At 63.4% G+C, this 17500-nt stretch carries 18 protein-coding genes; 4 read left to right on the top strand and 14 right to left on the bottom strand.

Going from position 1 to position 17500, the window contains the following annotated elements; genetic code table 11:
* The coding region (locus AC1DUU_RS07250; protein WP_476782744.1) for an EamA family transporter at positions 1-376 on the top strand (376 nt) is incomplete at its 5' end.
* 3 nt (positions 377-379) lie between these two features.
* Here the strand turns inward: AC1DUU_RS07250 and AC1DUU_RS07245 are convergent.
* The 3 genes from AC1DUU_RS07245 to AC1DUU_RS07235 form a co-directional block, all read right to left on the bottom strand.
* Positions 380-865: a CAP domain-containing protein gene (locus tag AC1DUU_RS07245; RefSeq protein WP_476782743.1), complete on the bottom strand. Its 486-nt coding sequence runs from the start codon at positions 863-865 to the stop codon at positions 380-382.
* A gap of 74 nt (positions 866-939) precedes the next feature.
* Positions 940-3381 carry a GcvT family protein gene (locus tag AC1DUU_RS07240; protein ID WP_476782742.1) on the bottom strand — a complete coding sequence of 814 codons (2442 nt, stop codon included), beginning with the start codon at positions 3379-3381 and terminating at the stop codon, positions 940-942.
* 2 nt (positions 3382-3383) lie between these two features.
* Positions 3384-4268 carry a phosphotransferase gene (locus AC1DUU_RS07235; protein ID WP_476782741.1) on the bottom strand — a complete coding sequence of 295 codons (885 nt, stop codon included), beginning with the start codon at positions 4266-4268 and terminating at the stop codon, positions 3384-3386.
* A 217-nt stretch (positions 4269-4485) separates the two neighbouring features.
* Here AC1DUU_RS07235 and AC1DUU_RS07230 point away from each other — a divergent pair, with 217 nt between their 5' ends.
* Positions 4486-5250 (top strand): DeoR/GlpR family DNA-binding transcription regulator, encoded by a 765-nt coding sequence (locus AC1DUU_RS07230; protein ID WP_476782745.1) that lies wholly within the window; start codon positions 4486-4488, stop codon positions 5248-5250.
* A gap of 3 nt (positions 5251-5253) precedes the next feature.
* On the opposite strand, the gene AC1DUU_RS07225 is transcribed toward AC1DUU_RS07230, so the two are convergent.
* Together AC1DUU_RS07225 and AC1DUU_RS07220 are read right to left on the bottom strand one after the other, a co-directional pair.
* Complete coding sequence (locus AC1DUU_RS07225; RefSeq protein WP_476782740.1) at positions 5254-6639, bottom strand: sensor histidine kinase; 1386 nt, start codon at positions 6637-6639, stop codon at positions 5254-5256.
* Positions 6636-7310, bottom strand: a complete 675-nt coding sequence (locus tag AC1DUU_RS07220; protein ID WP_476782739.1) for a response regulator transcription factor — start codon at positions 7308-7310, stop codon at positions 6636-6638. Before AC1DUU_RS07220 ends, AC1DUU_RS07225 begins: the two co-directional genes overlap by 4 nt.
* Positions 7311-7617: 307 nt before the next feature.
* Here AC1DUU_RS07220 and AC1DUU_RS07215 point away from each other — a divergent pair, with 307 nt between their 5' ends.
* Positions 7618-8118 (top strand): class I SAM-dependent methyltransferase, encoded by a 501-nt coding sequence (locus AC1DUU_RS07215; RefSeq protein ID WP_476782738.1) that lies wholly within the window; start codon positions 7618-7620, stop codon positions 8116-8118.
* A complete protein-coding gene (locus AC1DUU_RS07210) occupies positions 8115-8732 on the top strand; it encodes a DedA family protein (RefSeq protein ID WP_476782737.1) in 618 nt (205 codons plus the stop codon). Before AC1DUU_RS07215 ends, AC1DUU_RS07210 begins: the two co-directional genes overlap by 4 nt.
* Here AC1DUU_RS07210 and AC1DUU_RS07205 read toward each other — a convergent pair.
* The 9 genes from AC1DUU_RS07205 to AC1DUU_RS07165 form a co-directional block, all read right to left on the bottom strand.
* Positions 8729-9046, bottom strand: a complete 318-nt coding sequence (locus AC1DUU_RS07205; RefSeq protein ID WP_476782736.1) for a hypothetical protein — start codon at positions 9044-9046, stop codon at positions 8729-8731. The two genes, AC1DUU_RS07210 and AC1DUU_RS07205, sit on opposite strands and share 4 nt — an antisense overlap.
* A gap of 42 nt (positions 9047-9088) precedes the next feature.
* Entirely contained in the window at positions 9089-9451 is a 363-nt protein-coding gene (locus AC1DUU_RS07200) for a nuclear transport factor 2 family protein (protein ID WP_476782735.1), read from the bottom strand.
* Between the two features lie 54 nt (positions 9452-9505).
* Complete coding sequence (locus tag AC1DUU_RS07195; protein ID WP_476782734.1) at positions 9506-9979, bottom strand: carboxymuconolactone decarboxylase family protein; 474 nt, start codon at positions 9977-9979, stop codon at positions 9506-9508.
* 106 nt (positions 9980-10085) lie between these two features.
* Positions 10086-11639 (bottom strand): alpha/beta fold hydrolase, encoded by a 1554-nt coding sequence (locus AC1DUU_RS07190; protein WP_476782733.1) that lies wholly within the window; start codon positions 11637-11639, stop codon positions 10086-10088.
* A 93-nt stretch (positions 11640-11732) separates the two neighbouring features.
* Entirely contained in the window at positions 11733-11984 is a 252-nt protein-coding gene (locus AC1DUU_RS07185; protein WP_476782732.1) for a formate dehydrogenase subunit delta, read from the bottom strand.
* Positions 11974-12801, bottom strand: a complete 828-nt coding sequence (fdhD, locus tag AC1DUU_RS07180; protein ID WP_476782731.1) for a formate dehydrogenase accessory sulfurtransferase FdhD — start codon at positions 12799-12801, stop codon at positions 11974-11976. Before fdhD ends, AC1DUU_RS07185 begins: the two co-directional genes overlap by 11 nt.
* Before the next feature lie 7 nt (positions 12802-12808).
* Entirely contained in the window at positions 12809-15688 is a 2880-nt protein-coding gene (gene fdhF / locus AC1DUU_RS07175) for a formate dehydrogenase subunit alpha (RefSeq protein WP_476782730.1), read from the bottom strand.
* Positions 15689-15699: 11 nt separating this feature from the next.
* Positions 15700-17256, bottom strand: coding sequence for a formate dehydrogenase beta subunit (locus tag AC1DUU_RS07170; protein WP_476782729.1), 1557 nt, complete (start codon positions 17254-17256; stop codon positions 15700-15702).
* Positions 17253-17500, bottom strand: a 248-nt coding sequence (locus AC1DUU_RS07165; protein WP_476782728.1) for an NAD(P)H-dependent oxidoreductase subunit E, incomplete at its 5' end; no start/stop codon positions are given. The genes AC1DUU_RS07170 and AC1DUU_RS07165, both read right to left, overlap by 4 nt.

Genomic DNA, 17500 nt, shown 5'->3' with positions numbered 1-17500 from the left:
CACCAACGACACCACGCTTGTCACCTGGCAGACGCTCGGCGCACTCGCCGTCGGCGGCGTGCTTGCGATCGCCGACTGGCGCACGCCAAATGCGCTCGACTGGTCGGCCATGCTGCTGCTCGGCGTCGTCTCTTGCGCGGCGCACCTGATGATCACGCGCGCGCTCAAGCTCGCGCCGGCCTCGCTATTGGCGCCGCTGCAATACACGCTGCTGTTGTGGGCGGTGGTCATGGGCATCGTCTTCTTCGGCGATTACCCCGACGCGCAGGGCCTCATAGGTTCCGCGATCATCGTCGTTGCCGGCCTGTTCATCTTCCACCGTCAGAAAGTGGTGGACAAGGCCGAGCCCGAGACGGTCCCGACCAGTGTTCACTGAGGCCTATCTGCCCAGCACGAGCGCCCAATAGCGTTCTTCGCTGCCGGCGTCGGCGCGCACATAGGCGAGGCCGAAGCTGGAGAAGCGCGGGTCGAGCATGTTGCGGCGATGGCCGTCCGAGTTCATCCACATCGAAAACAGCTTGGCCGGCTCCATCCGGCCATGGGCGATGTTTTCAGCGGCCGCACCTTCGACGCCATTGGCGTTCATGCGCGTCGCAAAATCCTTGCCGAGGCCCGTGGTGTGCGCCATGCGCCCGGCGCGCGCCATATAGCCGGCCTGCTGTAGCGCGGCGCGCTCCAGCGTGGGGTTGGGCGTCAGCGGCGGCAAGCCGTGCTCCGAGCGGATGGTCTGGAGGTAGGCAACACCGGTCGTCGAAGCGCCGCCGCCTTCGCCGACAACGTTCGAACCCGTCTGGCAGGCCGCCAGGAATAGCAAGCCGCCCATCGTCATTGCGCGCGACACTGCGCTGATCATCCGCTGAGCCATTGTCCGATCCTTGTTCCGTCCCCCGCCAGCCTTGATAGTGCAGATCATGGCTTTTTGGCGAATTCCGGCGATCTTCAGGCCTTCACGCGCTTTGCTGTCGGGTCGAACATTGGGTCGAGATGAATCCTGGCGGGCACTTTTTCAGTCGCCACGACGAGTTCGTAGTCGCCCGATTTGAGGAAGTCGTCGCTGACGCCTGACGGGTTGCGGACATAGCCGTAGCCGATGTTCTTGCCCACCGTGTAGCCGTAACCGCCACTGGTCAGATATCCCACCGGCTCGCCATTGCGCAGGATCGTCTCGCGCCCCACCAGGACCACGTCCTTGTCGTCGACGGTGAAGCCGGCGAGCCGCTTGGTTGGGGCCGTGCCGGCAAGTTTTTCCAGCGCCTTTCGCCCGAGGAAATCGGTGTTTTTCCTGAGCTTCACCGCCCAGCCGAGCCCTGCCTCGAATGGCGTGTCGTTGGGCGTGATGTCGGAGCCCCAGGCGCGGTAGCCTTTCTCCAGCCTCAGCGATTCCAGCGCGCGATAGCCGATGGGGCGGATGTCGTGCGTCTTGCCCGCTGCCATCAGTGCGTCGAACACCTCGCCGGTGGCGGCGATCGGCACATGCAGTTCCCAGCCGAGTTCGCCGACATAGGTGACGCGCAGCGCCCTGACGGTCGTGCCTGCAATGACGATTTCGCGGGCATGGCCAAACGGGAAAGCAGCGTTCGAAACATCGGCCTTTGTCACGGCTTCCAGCACGTTTCGCGCTTTCGGCCCCATCAGCGAAAGCGTGCCGAATTCCTCGGTCACGTCGACAAGCCTGGCGTCGAGCCCTGATGGGATGTGGTCGCTGATCCAGGCAAGGTCATGCGTGCGGAAGCCCGTGCCGGTAACGATGTAGAATTTGTCGTCAGTCAGCCGCGCTACGGTTAGGTCGGCTTCGATGCCGCCACGGGTGTTGAGCAATTGCGTGTATGTCAGTCGCCCTGCAGGCTTCGCCACGTCGTTGGCGCAGATGAAATCGAGCGCCTGTTGCGCGTCTGGGCCGCTCATCTCGTATTTGGCGAAGGACGACTGGTCGAAAGTGCCGACCGCCTTGCGCACATGAGCGTGTTCGTCGCCGACGGGCTGGAACCAGTTCTGCCGGCCCATCGAATAGATGTCCTTGGCCTCGATGCCATCAGGCGCGAACCAGTTGGGGCGCTCCCAGCCGAGCTTGGAGCCGAACACCGCGCCATGCTTCTTCAGCCGCTCATAGAGCGGCGAGACGATGTAGGGCCGGCCGCTTTCATATTCCTCATGCGGAAAGCCGATCGTGTAGTGCTTGCCATAGGCTTCGAGCGTGCGGTCCGACACCCATTGGCGGTCGCGGTGCAGGTTGGAGAAGCGTCTGATGTCGACGACCCAAAGGTCGAGCGGGGCTTCGCCGTCGACCACCCATTGCGCCAGTACCCAGCCCGCACCGCCGCCCGAGGCGATGCCGAAGGCGTTGAAGCCGGCACCGACGAACATGTTCGAGCATTCCGGTGCCGAACCGAGAATGAAATTGCCGTCAGGCGTAAAACTCTCCGGGCCATTGATCATCTGCTTGACGCCGACGGTCTCCAAGGCCGGAACGCGCGCGATCGCCTGCGTCATGTGCTGTTCGAAATGGTCGTAGTCGTCGTCGAACAGGCGGAACTCCCAGTCATTGGGCACATCGCCGGTGGTCCATCCCTGCGGGTTCGGCTCGTAGCCGCCCATCACAAGCCCGCCGACCTCTTCCTTGAAATAGGTGCGGCGGTCGGGATCGCGAATGGTCGGTGCGTCGGTCGAAAGCCCCGGCACTTTCTCGGTGATGATGTACTGGTGCTTCACCGGCTGCAGCGGCACGTTGATGCCGGCCATGGCACCCACCTGCCGCGCCCATTGGCCGGCACAGTTCACCACCTTGTCGCAGGCGATGTCGCCCTGGTCGGTCTTCACCTTCAGGATGCGGCCGTCCTTCATCTCGAAGCCGGTCACGCACACATTCTCGAACAGCTTGGCGCCATGCATGCGCGCTCCCTTGGCGAGCGACTGGGTGATGTCGGAGGGGCTTGCCTGGCCGTCGGTCGGCAGCCAAGAGGCGCCAACAAGATCGGACGTCTCCATTAAGGGCCACATGCGCTTGACCTCTTGCGGCGACACCAGCTGCATGTCCATGCCGAAGCTCTTTGCCGTCGTTGCCAGCCTCTTGTATTCGGTCCAGCGGGCCTGGTTGGTGGCGAGCCTGAGGCACCCGGTCATCTTCCAGCCAGTGGCCAGCCCCGTCTCAGCCTCCAGCCCCTTGTAGAGGTCGACCGAATATTTGAGCACGCGCGTGATCGACGCCGACGAACGCAGCTGCCCGACAAGACCGGCCGCATGCCAGGTTGAACCAGAGGTCAGTTTGCCCTGCTCAAGCACGATGACGTCGGCCTTGTGGTCGCGGGCGAGATGGTAGGCCGTCGAGCAGCCGATGATACCACCACCGATGACGACGATCTGCGCATGTGAGGGGAGGGCCATTGTCAGAGCTTTCCGTATTGCGTGCGATAGGTTTCGAGTGCCGTCTCGAGCTTTTCGAGGTTCTCGGTGGTGTAGGCGACGTAGTCGACACCGGGGGCGGAGAGGTGCAGTTCCGAGACCATGCTCCACATCGCTTCGCGCAGCAGCGAGGCGCATTGCATGGCCGCGTGCGAGCGCCTGATTTCCCGGTCGGGCGCCGCGCCAAAGTAATTGGCAAGCAACTCGTCAGACTCCTCGGATGTCATCCCGGCATTGGAAGCCGTGCCGGCAAGATCGAACATCGCGGTCGAAAAGCCGGCATATTCGAAATCGATCAGCCAAAGCCGCTTGCCATCGTCGAGAAAGTTGGCCGGCAGCAGGTCGTTGTGGCTGAAGATGATCGGCAGCGGCGTCTGCGCCTTTTCCAGCGCGTCGGCCAATGCGAGATAGCGCGGCAGCTCGGCCGCCATCCGGCTTTTGCCGGCCTCGAGCGTGCGGGCATAATCGCGGATGACATGGAACGCCCAGAACATGAAGCCGGGGCCCGAGACATGCCAGGGCATCTCGTCATGGAAGCGCCTGACCAGCTTCGCGATACGTGCCGCATTGGCGCGCACATCGTCAGCGCCATAAGTCTTGGCACCGAGGAATTCGGTCACCATCACACCAGGCGCGGCGTATTGCAATTCCGGGGCGAAGCCCGCCTCATGGGCTGCCTTGGCGACCATCACCTCGCGGTCGCGAAAGACATGATGGAAGGGAAAATCCTGTCCGAAGCGTACCACGTGGGCTCCTGAGGCATCCCTCACCACCCAGCTTTCGTTGCTGATCCCGCCCTTGAGCGGGGCGATCGTCAGCGCCCCGTTCCACAGCGGCAGGGCGCGGATGCGGTCCTCGCTCGTCGTCATCCAGCCCTCCGCGCTGTGCATGACGCGTTCCCCATTGTCGCGTCTTGATCTTATTGGGTGATAGTCTCACGCAGCGGAAGCGCCGATGTCAACGCAAGTTTGTGGCTTTAGTTGTTTTTATGACCGTATCTGTTGAGATGGAGCGCAATGTCGCGGTAGACTCGGGCAGAAAACTCCCCATTTGCGGCCATGCCGCGCATTCGACCAGGGCCGCATGATGAACCATTCCAAGCGCCACAACGAAATCCTGCGCCTGCTCAACGATGAGGGCACGATCACCATCGCCGACCTCGCCAACAAGCTTGGCGTGTCGCTGGAAACCGTGCGGCGCGACGTCAAGCCGCTTACGGCGGACGGGTCGATCCTGAAGATGCATGGCGCCATCGGCCTGCCGTCGGTGGTGGGCGAAGCGCCCTTCGAACGGCGAATGCGCGACAATGCCGACGCCAAGCGCGCCATCGCCAGGGCGGTCGCGGCAACGATCCATGACGGCGAGGCGGTCATGCTCGATACCGGCACCACCACCAGCTACCTCGCCCGCGAGCTGCTCGGCCACCGCCGCCTGACGGTCGTGACCAATTCGTCCGACATCGCCCGCACGCTGGCCACCGTAAACGGCAACAAGGTCTACATGGCGGGCGGCGAACTGCGCAGCGACAGCGGTGCGGCCTTCGGTGTCTCGGCAATCGAATTCGTCAGCCGTTTCGCCGTCACCCACGCGGTGATTTCGGCCGGTGCTGTCGACGTCGCCAACGGTGTGATGGACTACAATCTGGAAGAGGCCGAGTTCGCCCGCGTGGTGTTGTCGCGCGGCCAGCGATCGGTCGTGGTCACCGACCACACCAAGTTTGGCCGCCAGGGCCTGGTCCAGGTCTGCGGCTTCTCCGGCTTCACCGAATTGGTCACCGACCAGCAGCCATCGGCCGACCTGGCGAAAGCGCTTGCAGACGCTGGCGCGCAGCTCACCATCGCCGGCGCCTGAGGCTTAAGCCTGTACGAAGACCAGCCTGAAGCAGGCGCCTTTTTGCTCGCTGCACGCAAGCTCGATACGACCGCCATGTATCTGCATGATCTCCTGCACCAGGTTGAGCCCGAGGCCCGCCCCATGCCCGCGCGGCCGCAGCCGGTAGAAGGGCTCGAAGATTTTTTCACGCTCGGCTGCAGGCACGCCGTCGCCCTCGTCTGAAACCTCGACGATGGCCGGGCTGTTCACCGCAATCGTGATCTTGCCTGTGCCGCCGCCATGTTCGATCGCGTTCTGAACGAGATTGGTGATGGCGCGTTCTACTGCGGTCCGGTCGCCTTTGGCGAACAGCTCGCCGCGCGCTGGCTCAAACGACATCTCGTAGCCTGCCGCAAACGCCATCGGCGCGAGATCAAGGACAACTCCACGCGCCACCGCCACCATGTCGATGCGGGAGAAGCTTTGCGCCTGCCGGCTGAGGCGCTGGATGTCGAGAAGCTGATCGGTCAGCGTCGACAGCCGCGCCGTGTCCTGCAAGAGCCTCGCCCGCTCGGGCGTCGCCGGCAGTGAGGTGATGCGGGTGTTGAGGATCGCGACCGGCGTGCGCAATTCATGCGCTGCGTCGATCAGGAATCTTTTGTGTCGTTCATAGCCCTTGTCGAGGCGATCGAGCGCGCCGTTGACGGCCTTGACCAGCGGCGCGATCTCCGAGGGGATGCGATCGACCGGCAGTCGCACGCCGCGCTCATCGATATCGATCTTCTCAGCCAGCGCCGCTGCCTGCCTCAGGCCCCGGAAGGCGCTACGCACCACCAGCGGGATCACCAGCAACGTCGCCACCGCCATCACCCCGCCGACAGGGAGGATGACCTCCATGAAGAGTTCGGGTGTCACGGCAAGCAATGCGGTGATCTGGAACCGGCCTTGCGCGCCGGTGAAAATCTGAACCCTGCCAGCGCTGGTGTCGTACCACTGAACCGTCGCAGCGGGCAGTGTCGTGCCCTTCTTCCAGACCAGCTTGGCATTGTCGATATGGTCGAGCGCGGCGGCCATGCGGGTGAATTCAGGGGGCACGGTGCCTTCGGAAAGGGTGTGGCCCTGCTCGTCGCGCAGCACGAACCACAGGTCGGGCACCTCTTCGCGCAGGTCGGTCAGCGCCCGGCCCTGTTTGAGAACGAGTTCGCCCGATGCGTCCTTTTGGACAGCTTTTTTGAGGACTTCGACCGCGCGGCCTTCATATTCGTCCGGAATGACGCCGGTGACGATGAGCGCGCCGAGGATCATGAAGATCAGCAGCGTGAGCAGGACGACCTGCAGCACCACCAGCCGCCATACCAGCCGCCATTTCAGCGAGATCGGGCGGAAGAAGCGCGTGACCGGCCGGAGAATCCGCAAGAAGAAGTTCATGAAATCTCGCGCAACAGGTAGCCGACGCCGCGCACGCCGTTGATCTCCACCTTGCCGTCGGCTTCAGCCAGCTTGCGCCGCAGCCGCGACACATGCGTGTCGAGCGCGTTGGATTGGATCTCGTCGTCGAGGCCGAACACCGCTTCCATCAGCGACGAGCGCTGCACCATGCGGCCGGTGCGCCGCAACAACGCCTCGAGAACCAGCAGCTCGCGGCGCGGCAAGGTCATCGGTTCGCCGCGAACCGAGACCTCGCGGTGGCCGAAGTCAAAGGCGAGATCGCCGGCGCGGATGACCTGGGTCTGGACGTTGGCCGGCCTGCGCAGCAGGGCGCGCAGCCTGGCCAGCAGCTCCTCGAAGGCGAAGGGTTTGGCCAGGTAATCGTCGGCGCCCATGTCGAGCCCGTCGACCTTGTCGGAGGTGTCGCTGCGTGCCGTCAGCACCAGTACTGGTGTTGCGTTGCCGCGCGCGCGCAGCTTGGGCACCAGGGTCAGGCCATCGCCATCTGGCAACTGGCGATCGAGAAGGATCGCGTCATAGCTTTCGCTGGCGGCGAAATCGCCCGCCTCAAGCAATGACGTGGCGTGGTCCACCACCATGTCGTACCGCCGCAATGCCGTACGCATAGCCGATGCCAGTTCTGGCTCGTCTTCCACCAGCAATATGCGCATTTGTTTCCTCGAAGGGCCTTTGAGTGCCGCCCGGCTACGTCATGAACATTGCGGAAGCATTGCGAAATAAAGACGGCAAGTGGTGCAACCGCCAAAAGCCTGGATTCGCGCCATTCCCGCAATGCATGTGTAATCCAGCAGTCGCAAACAGCTTTCGCTAAGGGCTGGCGACCGATTCGCCGGCAGACGATTTCGAAAGAGGTTCGCAATGGCCGCAAACGACACTTTATCCTTTCTCATGGCATGGGCGACGGCGCCGCTCAAGGTCGCTTCCATAACGCCGTCCAGTTCCAGCCTGGCAACGCTGATGACAAGGGAACTCGGGCCCGACACCGGACCAGTGCTTGAGCTTGGAGCCGGTACCGGGCCGTTCACCCGTGCCATGCTGGCGCGCGGCGTCAGGGAAAGCGATATGACGCTGATCGAGTTCAACGCCGATTTCGCCCACCTGCTCAGGTGTCGCTTTCCCAAGTCGCGCGTGCTGGAGATGGATGCGGCCGAACTGAGCTACCAGCCGCTCTACGACGGCCCGCTCGCCGGTGCAGCCATCAGCGGCCTGCCGTTTCTGGCGATCCCGCCGCGCCAGACGCTCGCCATCCTCGAAGGCATTTTCGCCAATCTCAGGCCCGACGGGGCGATGTATATGTTCACTTACGGCTTCCGTTGCCCTATTGATCAGCCGCTACTCGACAGGCTCGATCTCGAAGTGGAGCGTGTTGGCCATACTTTCCGCAATCTGCCGCCGGCGGCTGTCTATCGGATCACCAGGATGAAGCCGGCAAAAAGTTACGACTGGCGCTTTGCATGATTCCATCGTTCCTGGGTTTCGGTCTGGTGGGCGCGGCATGTCTTGCCTTTACCGAAAAGGTCTCGCCGGTTCCCCCGTCTCATGTGCTGCTGCTGTTTCTCGGCATGACGGCAGCACCCGACGTGCCGATGCTTGTCGCGCTGATGTTTGCGACCACGCTCGGTTCGACCCTGGGTTCGATGATCTGGTACAAGGGCGGCAACTGGCTGGGGCCAGATCGCGCCGATGCCTTCGTCAAGCGTTTCGGAAAATATGTCTTCCTCAAGCACGCGACCTATCAAAAGCTGACGCATGCTTATCGCCGCAACAACTTCCGCGCTTCGTTGATCGCCCAGCTGGTGCCGGTGGCGCGCACCTATCTCGCGCTCGAAGCGGGCGTCTTGCGCCTTTCGTTCGCGCCGTTTGCGCTTGCCACCGTGTGCGGCGCTTTTCTCTGGAACGCTGCCTTCCTGATCGGCGGCTATCTGATGCGCGACGGCGACCACGACCCGGTGACTATCGGTTTCCGTATTGTTGCGATCGTCGTCGTCGCCGAGATCGTGTTCATCCTGGTGCTGCGCCACAGCACCCGAGGGACAGCCGAAGACCATCCCTCGGGCGAAACGCAGCCTTAATCCTGGATCACCCGGTAGATGTTCCAGTAGGACGAGCCTGAAACAACCAGCGGCTCGAGCTGCTTGCCCCATTTGGCATGGGCATCGATCTTGGAGATCTTGGCGAACATGTCTTCCAGTTGAGCCAGGCTCTCCACCGTATGATTGACCTCGATGGTGGCTTCCTTGGCACCGACCGATCCGCTTAGGATCTGCATTGCCATCTTGTCGACACCGGCCTGGGGGCCGATCTCGCGTTCCCATTGGCGCAAAAGGTCGATTGTGGCCTGCTTGTGCCCGAAGCGGGCATCGATCTTCCAGCGTGCGACGAACATGGCTTCCTCCTTTTTTACGGGCGACCATTCGCCCGCATTCGATCATTCGTCCCAGGCCTGCACCACGGTCTGCCGCGCGATCTTGCCATCCTTGAGTTCGAGCATGGCGGCGCAGAAGACCTTGGTGCCGTCGGGGTAGGCGCAGGCTTGCGAGAATGCGAGGCTGTCGCCTTGCGCGATGGTGGTGTCGACGCGATGGCTCATCGCGCGGCTGCAGATGTCGTCCCAGAAGGTGGTGATCGCCGCGCGGCCGCGGATTTCGCGCGGCTTGCTCGGCGGGTTGTTACGGTCGATGACACGCACCAGCGCGTCGTCGGCATAGAAGCTGGACAGCATCTTGCCGTCACGGCTTTCGATCGCCTTCTTGATCGAGGCACCAGTCACGGCTTCCTTGGTGGCAAGCATTTTATCCTCCTGTCGGCCAGCCTCGTCGGGCGGCCCAATCTGATTGCTGTTATCTCACTGCGACTTGGCCTTGGCTGCGGTCATCACCTTGTCGACCTCCTGCTTGAACTGGGGCAGGTCGACCTGCATGCCGTTCAGCACCGTCGACCAGTGCCGCACGATCGCCGACATCGCCACGGCCTCGCGGATTTCCTCGTCCGTCGCGCCATTGGCTTTTGCGGCTGCGGTGTGGAAATAGATGCAGTACTGGCACGGTATCTGTGCAGCGACGGCGAGGCCGACAAGTTCCTTGGTCTTGCCGTTCAGTTCGGTCTTGGGATTGAGCTGCACGCTCTTGAATTCAGCCCAGGCGCCGGCAACGCCGGCCTCCGGAAACGCCTTGAAGAAGCTCGGTACCGAACCGAGCGTGGCTTCGATGTCCTTGTAGGTTGCCGCAGCCGAGCTATCCTCGGCGAAGGCGTTCGTTGAGATGAAAATTGCCAGGCCGGCTATCGCCAGCGATGCGAGCATTCCAGTTGCCTTGGTCATGTCTTCCTCCATCCGCAGGTCAGAGGCTTGTTTCAGCCTGCCTGCATGGGGAGAATTTGTAGTCCTTGGCGCTGCCCTTCCGCTTCGCCCGAAAGGGCCACACCGGCTATGGCCCGTCCGGGCCAGTCTGCCGTGCGGCAAACGCCGCCGCAGCTGCCCGCGAAGGCAAGTCGAGCTTCATCAGGATGTTGGCGACATGGCGCTTGACCGTGTGTTCGCTGAGGCTGAGTTCGGCGGYGATCGCCGCATTGCTCTTGCCGTCGGCGATCAGCGCCACCACTTCGTTCTCGCGGGCGGTCAGTGCCGATGGTTCGACAGCGATCACGCGGCTGCGGCAGGCCGGTTCGAGATGCTGTTCCGAGGTCGCCTGCACCAATGCCAAAGGCTCGTCGAGATCGTCGAGCGTCACCCGCCCGGCATCGGCAAAATGCAGGCCCGAGCCGGCGGCGAGATCGGCCACCAGACGCGAGGCGAGGATGTCGCCGCGCCCGGCATGGTCGGCGATCTGTGCCGCGATGCGCATCGTGAGCCCCGATGGCGGGCCGCGCATCTCGATCTCGCCGACATGTACCCCTTGGGCGCTGGCGATGCCGATATCTTGGGCAGCCTCGCGTAGCGCCTGAGCGCAGCGGACCGCCCGCGCCGGTMCATCGAAGCGCGAAACAAGCACCTCGCCATGCTGGTCGACGATGCGGCCGCCATGGCGGCCGACGAGCAGGCGCCAGGTCTCGTGGAAGCGCTGGCTGCGTTCGTTCCACATCCGGTCGCCCAGCCGTGCGGTATCGGAAATGCGCGTCACCAAAAGGGCGGCGAGCACACGTTCCGTATCGGGTGCTGCATGCGCGCCGGTCAGGAACTCCTCGATCAGATCGGCGACGTGGTTGACGTCGCCCGTCCAGATCGGGTGGTCGCGCCCAGTGATCTCGGCGAGCCGCGCACCGGGGATCTTCTGAGCGAGATAGCGACTGGCATCGGGATCGACCCGTGCGTCATTGCGGCGATGGATCAGCAGGGTTGGTGCGCGAATACTCCCCAGCACGCCCCGCACGTCGATTTCGGCGTTCATCCGGGAAAGTGCCGCTGCCGCCGTCGGGCTTGCCGACAGCCGTTCGAAGCGCGCCCACCAGGTGGCAAAACGGGCATCGTCGAGCCGCCCCGGGGCAAAGTTCTGTAGTGTCGCCCCAGTACCCCAGGACGTCTCGGCCGCTTCGATGAAAGCGTCCAGCCGCTCGGGGCTCATCACCCATTTGTGGAAATGCGCGTAGCCGCCGTAAAGCACCAGCGATCGTGTCCGTTCAGGATAGGTCGCGGCAAACAGGATCGCCATGGGCGCACCTTCGGACGCGCCAAGGATCGCCGCCCGGCTGGAGCCCGCGGCATCCATCACAGCGCGCACGTCATCCATACGCATTTCGAGGCTAGGCAGCGCATGCGTATCGACGGGGTCGGAAAGTCCGGTGCCGCGCTTGTCGAACAGGATCAGGCGCGAGAATGCCGACAGGCGCGAAAGCAGCCTGCTGTAACCCTCGTCTTCCCAGTGCAGGTCGAGATTGGAGATGAAACCGGGAACGAAGACCAGGTCGAGCGGACCCTGGCCAACCACCTGATAGGCGATCCGCACGTCACCACTACGGGCATATCGGGTCGCGATCGGCCTCATCGGAGCCATCCCGTCGGCATAAACCATTAGGGATTGCTAACATAGCAGATGTTTGGCCGGGAGGAACGGCCTGTTCCGCAGGCCTCGATGCGGTCAGGCGGCGTCCTGCCTGGGGCGCCTGATCGTGGCGGCCGCTTCGACCACCAGCGGCTTCATGCCCTTGCCGCCTTCGTCGAACATCTCGAAGAACTGGCGGCGCATGCGCKGATCCCAGAACTTGTTGATGTGTTCGGCAACGCCTGCGACACCTTCGTCATGCGGCTTGGACTCAAAGAAGGTGGCGATCTGGTTCGCCATGTAGACGAGCTTTTCCTTCGTCCCCATCTTGTGCTCTTCATGCGACATTTTTGGCGGCTCCGGTACTCACGCGGTCTGGATGGGTAAAGATGTCGAAATCGTCGCCGCGCACAAGTGCGACGAGCGTCATGCCTGCCTGTTCGGCGGTGCGGATGGCAAGGGCCGTGGGCGCCGAGACGGCGATGATGAAGGGCGAGCCGATGGCGGCCGTCTTCTGAACCATCTCCACCGACACGCGGCTGGTCACCACCACGGCACCTGATCCGCCGGAAATGCCGGCCTTGTCGAGCGCGCCGGCGAGCTTGTCGAGCGCATTGTGGCGGCCGACATCCTCGCGTGCGGCGACGATGCCCTTGCCGGGCACGTAAAAGCCCGCAGCGTGAACCGCGCCTGTTTCCGCATGCAGCGGCTGCGCCTTGGACAACAGCTTCACCGCCTGCACGATGTCGTCGGCCGAAAGCCTGAGCGCCGGCGTGTGTACGTCATCGACCGAGCGCATCGCTTCTTCGATGGATTCGATGCCGCACAGCCCGCAGCCGACTGGGCCGGCGAGGCGSCGRCGSCGCRMCTCGAAGCGKKTGTTGGCCTTGTCCTTGAGCCGGATCTGGATGTCGATGCCGGCCTCGACATCGAGCACCTCGATCGACTCGATCTCTTCGACCGAGCCGATGATGCCTTCGGTCAACGAGAAGCCGAGCGCGAAATCCTCGAAATCCGCCGGGCTCGCCATCATCACCGCATGCGTGGTCCCGCCATAAGACAACGCGATCGGCGTCTCTTCCGGCACCATGCGATTGGCGATTGTCGTGCCGCTCGCCCGGCGGGCGAGGCGGCTTGTCTGGCTGATGGCGGGGCGGTCCGTCACCTCTAGGCTACTCCGCCGCTTCCAGCTGGCCGGCGATGCGTCGGCTCTGCTGCGCCTGCTCGGTGTATTCCTTCTGCCATTCCGACGGCCCGTTGGAAGCGCCCACCTGAACCGCCGTCACCTTGTATTCCGGACAGTTGGTCGCCCAGTCGGAGAAGTCGGTGGTGATGACGTTGGCCTGAGTGTCGGGGTGGTGGAAGGTCGTGTAGACCACGCCAGGCGACACACGATCGGTGATCTGCGCGCGCAGCGTCGTCTCACCGGCGCGGCTCTGCAGCCGCACCCAGTCGCCATCGCGCAGGCCGCGCAGTTCRGCGTCATGCGGGTGGATTTCCAGCAGGTCCTCGGCATGCCAGGCAACGTTTTCGGTACGCCTAGTCTGCGCGCCGACATTGTACTGGCTGAGGATACGGCCGGTGGTGAGCAGAAGCGGGAAGCGCGGACCGGTCTTTTCGTCAGTCGCCACATATTCGGTGCGGATGAACTTACCCTTGCCGCGCACGAAGCCGTCGATGTGCATGATCGGGGTGCCTTTCGGCGCCTTGTCGTTGCACGGCCACTGCACCGAGCCCATCTTTTCCAGGAACTCATAGGAGACGTTGGCAAAGCTCGGCGTCGTCTTGGCCACTTCGTCCATGATCTCGGACGGGTGCTGGTAATTCCAGTTCAGCCCCATCGCCTGGGCGAGCTTCTGCGTCACTTCCCAGTCGGCATAGCCGTTCTTCGGTGCCATCACCTTGCGCACGCGGTTGATGCGGCGCTCGGCGTTGGTGAAGGTGCCGTCCTTTTCGAGGAAGGTCGAGCCGGGCAGGAACACATGCGCGTAGTTCGCCGTCTCGTTGAGGAACAGGTCCTGCACGACGACGCATTCCATGGCGGCGAGGCCGGCCGAGACATGCTTGGTGTCGGGGTCTGACTGCAGGATGTCCTCACCCTGGATGTAGATGCCCTTGAACGTGCCGTCGACGGCGGCATCCAGCATGTTGGGGATGCGCAGGCCCGGCTCGTCGTCCAGCTTCACGCCCCAGAGGCTGTCATAGATTTCGCGCACGGCATCGCCCGAAATGTGCCGGTAACCCGGCAGCTCGTGCGGGAACGAGCCCATGTCGCAGGCGCCCTGCACGTTGTTCTGGCCACGCAGCGGGTTCACGCCGACGCCCTTGCGGCCGATGTTGCCGGTCAGCATGGCGAGGTTGGCGATGCCGATGACCGTGGTCGAGCCCTGGCTGTGCTCGGTCACGCCGAGGCCGTAATAGATCGCGGCATTGCCGCCGGTGGCATAGAGGCGGGCCGCGCCGCGGATGGTTTCCGCCGGAACACCGGACAGCTTTTCCGCTGCTTCGGGGCTGTACTGCGCGTCCGAGACGAACTCGGCATAGTCCTGGAATTCCGACCAGTCGCAGCGCTCGCGGATGAATTTTTCGTCGAACAGGCCTTCGGTGACGATCACATGCGCCATCGCGGTGACGATGGCGACGTTGGTGCCCGGCTTGAGCGCCAGATGATGCGCAGCCTCGATATGGGCCGACTTCACCATCTCGGTGCGGCGCGGGTCGATGACGATCAGCTTGGCACYGGCGCGCAGCCGCTTCTTCAGCCGCGATGCGAACACCGGGTGAGCCGAAGCGGGGTTGGCGCCGATGATCAGCGCGACGTCGGTGTGCTCGACCGAGTCGAAATCCTGCGTGCCGGCCGATGTGCCGTAGGTCTGGCCGAGGCCATAGCCGGTCGGCGAATGGCAGACACGAGCGCAGGTGTCGACGTTGTTGTTGCCAAAACCCTGGCGGATAAGCTTCTGAACGAGGAAGGTTTCCTCATTCGTGCAGCGCGAAGAGGTGATGCCGCCGACGGCACCGCGACCATACTGATACTGGATGCGGCGGAATTCCTTGGCCGTGTATTCAAGCGCTTCTTCCCACGAAACTTCGCGCCACGGATCGGCGATGTTCTCGCGGATCATCGGGTTGAGGATGCGCTCCTTGTGGGTGGCGTAGCCATAGGCGAAGCGGCCCTTGACGCAGGAGTGGCCGCGATTGGCCTTGCCGTCTTTCCACGGCACCATGCGCACCAGTTCGTCGCCGCGCATTTCGGCCTTGAACGAGCAGCCGACGCCGCAATAGGCGCAGGTGGTGACGACCGAATGCTCGGGCTGGCCGATCTGGATGACCGACTTTTCCGTCAGCGTCGCCGTCGGGCAGGCCTGCACGCAGGCGCCACAGGAAACGCACTCGCTGTCGAGGAACAGTTCATGCGCGCCGGGCGATACGCGTGAGCCGAAGCCACGGCCTTCGATCGTGAGCGCAAACGTTCCCTGCACCTCTTCGCAAGCCCGCACGCAGCGCGAGCAGACGATGCACTTGGAGGGGTCGTAGGTGAAATATGGGTTGGACTCGTCCTTGGCCATCCACTTGAAGTTTTCGACGCCGTCGTTCTTGGCGCGAACGTGGTTGTCGCCTTCATAGCCGTAGCGCACGTCGCGCAGGCCGACAGCGCCAGCCATGTCCTGCAACTCGCAGTCGCCATTGGCAGCGCAGGTCAAGCAGTCGAGCGGATGGTCGGAGATGTAAAGCTCCATCACGCCCTTGCGGATGTCCTTGAGGCGACCGGTCTGGGTACGCACGACCATGCCCGGCATGACGGGCGTCGTGCAGGAGGACGGTGTGCCGTTGCGGCCCTCGATCTCCACCAGGCAGAGCCGGCAGGAACCGAATGCGTCGACCATGTCGGTGGCGCAGAGTTTTGGAATGGCGATGCCCGCTTCCATCGAAGCGCGCATGATCGAGGTGCCTTCCGGAACCGTGACCGAAAACCCGTCGACGGTCAGCGTGACCTGCTTTTCGGATGTGGAGGCAGGGGTGCCGAAATCGATTTCTTGAATGAGACCCATGATGCCGTCTCCTATTCCGCTGCCTGAGCGACCGCTGCCGGTCGGAAATCTTCGGGGAAATGGTTGATGGCGCTCATCACCGGATAGGGTGTGAATCCGCCAAGCGCGCACAGCGAACCAAACTTCATCGTGTTGCAGAGGTCGGTCACCAGCGCGAGCTGCTTTTCGGGCTCGATGTTCTGCTTGAGCTTGTCGAGCGTTTCCACACCGCGCGTCGAGCCGATGCGGCAGGGCGTGCACTTGCCGCAGCTTTCGATGGCGCAGAATTCCATAGCGAAGCGCGCCTGCTTCAGCATGTCGGCGCTGTCGTCGAAGACGGTGATGCCGGCATGGCCGATCAAACCGTCCTTGGCAGCGAACGCCTCGTAGTCGAACGGCGTGTCGAACAGAGCGCGCGGGAAATAGGCACCCAGCGGACCACCCACCTGCACCGCCTTGACCGGACGGCCGGTGGCGGTGCCGCCGCCGATCTCGTCGACGATTTCGCCGAGCGTCAGGCCGAAGGCCACTTCGAACAGGCCGCCATGCTTGACGTTGCCGGCGATCTGGATCGGGATCGTGCCGCGCGAGCGGCCCATGCCGAAATCCTTGTAGTACTGCGCGCCCTTATCCATCACGATCGGCACGGAAGCGAGCGAGATGACGTTGTTGATGACGGTCGGCTTGCCAAACAGGCCCTGGATCGCCGGCAGCGGCGGCTTGGCGCGAACCACGCCGCGCTTGCCTTCAAGGCTGTTGAGCAGCGAGGTTTCCTCGCCGCAGACATAGGCGCCAGCGCCCGAGCGGATCTCGATGTCGAAGCCTTGGGAGGATCCGAGAACGCTCTTGCCCAAAACGCCTGCGCGCCGCGCCACCTTCACGGCCTTTTCCATCACCGCGATCGCGTGCGGATATTCCGAGCGGATATAGACGTAGCCCTTGGTGGCATGGGTCGCGAGGCCAGCAATCGCCATGCCCTCGATCAGCACGAAGGGATCGCCTTCCATGATCATGCGGTCGGCGAAGGTCGCCGAGTCGCCTTCGTCGGCGTTGCAGACGATGTATTTCTGTTCGCCCGGCGTATCGAGAACCGTCTTCCACTTGATGCCGGTCGGGAAGCCCGCACCGCCGCGTCCGCGCAGGCCGGATTCGGTCACCTGCTTGACGATGTCGGCGGGTGCCATGGCCACCGCATTGCGCAGGCCAACGAGGCCGCCATGGGCTTCGTAATCTTCCAGCGAAATCGGATCGGTGATGCCGCAACGCGCAAATGTCAGGCGCGTCTGCTTGGCGACGAATGGCAGCTTTTCCGGGTCGCCGAGCGAAAGCCTGTGCTCGCCACCGGTGACGAAGCCTGCATCGAACAGCGACGCCACATCCTTGGCCGCGACCGGACCATAGGCAACGCGCCCGGCCTCGGTGACGACCTCGACCATAGGCTCGAGCCAGTAGAGGCCGCGCGATCCGTTGCGCACGATCTTGGTATCGACGCCGCGCTCAGCAGCTTCTTTGGCAACCGCTTTGGCGACCTTTTCAGCACCGAGCGAAAGCGCGCCGGAATCGCCGGGAACGTAGATCGTCACGCTCATGAGCGTACCTCCTCGGCGATTTCGTCGATCTTGTCTGCGTCCAATCGGCCGATCACTTCACCGTCGAGCATGACGGCTGGGGCGCAGGCGCACAGGCCCAGACAATAGATCGGCTCGAGCGTGACGGCGCCGTCCTTGCTGGTCTCGTGGAAGCCGATACCGAACTTCTGCTTGATCTGGGCGGCAATTGCGTCGCTGCCCATCGATTGGCAGGCTTCGGCCTGGCAGACCTTGAGCACATGGC

Source organism: Aminobacter sp. P4_H6_2 (assembly GCF_056400805.1).
Note: the sequence above shows the minus strand (reverse complement) of the source record. Positions and strands in the feature narration are given on the sequence as shown.

Coding starts and splice junctions, on each gene's coding strand:
- AC1DUU_RS07200 (WP_476782735.1), bottom strand. CDS start 9,451: ATGCTTGCCACCAAGGAAGCCGTGACTGGTGCCTCGATCAAGAAGGCG.
- AC1DUU_RS07235 (WP_476782741.1), bottom strand. CDS start 4,268: ATGACGACGAGCGAGGACCGCATCCGCGCCCTGCCGCTGTGGAACGGG.
- AC1DUU_RS07225 (WP_476782740.1), bottom strand. CDS start 6,639: ATGAACTTCTTCTTGCGGATTCTCCGGCCGGTCACGCGCTTCTTCCGC.
- AC1DUU_RS07240 (WP_476782742.1), bottom strand. CDS start 3,381: ATGGCCCTCCCCTCACATGCGCAGATCGTCGTCATCGGTGGTGGTATC.
- AC1DUU_RS07230 (WP_476782745.1), top strand. CDS start 4,486: ATGAACCATTCCAAGCGCCACAACGAAATCCTGCGCCTGCTCAACGAT.
- AC1DUU_RS07220 (WP_476782739.1), bottom strand. CDS start 7,310: ATGCGCATATTGCTGGTGGAAGACGAGCCAGAACTGGCATCGGCTATG.
- AC1DUU_RS07210 (WP_476782737.1), top strand. CDS start 8,115: ATGATTCCATCGTTCCTGGGTTTCGGTCTGGTGGGCGCGGCATGTCTT.
- AC1DUU_RS07205 (WP_476782736.1), bottom strand. CDS start 9,046: ATGTTCGTCGCACGCTGGAAGATCGATGCCCGCTTCGGGCACAAGCAG.
- AC1DUU_RS07170 (WP_476782729.1), bottom strand. CDS start 17,256: ATGAGCGTGACGATCTACGTTCCCGGCGATTCCGGCGCGCTTTCGCTC.
- AC1DUU_RS07195 (WP_476782734.1), bottom strand. CDS start 9,979: ATGACCAAGGCAACTGGAATGCTCGCATCGCTGGCGATAGCCGGCCTG.
- AC1DUU_RS07245 (WP_476782743.1), bottom strand. CDS start 865: ATGGCTCAGCGGATGATCAGCGCAGTGTCGCGCGCAATGACGATGGGC.
- AC1DUU_RS07215 (WP_476782738.1), top strand. CDS start 7,618: ATGACAAGGGAACTCGGGCCCGACACCGGACCAGTGCTTGAGCTTGGA.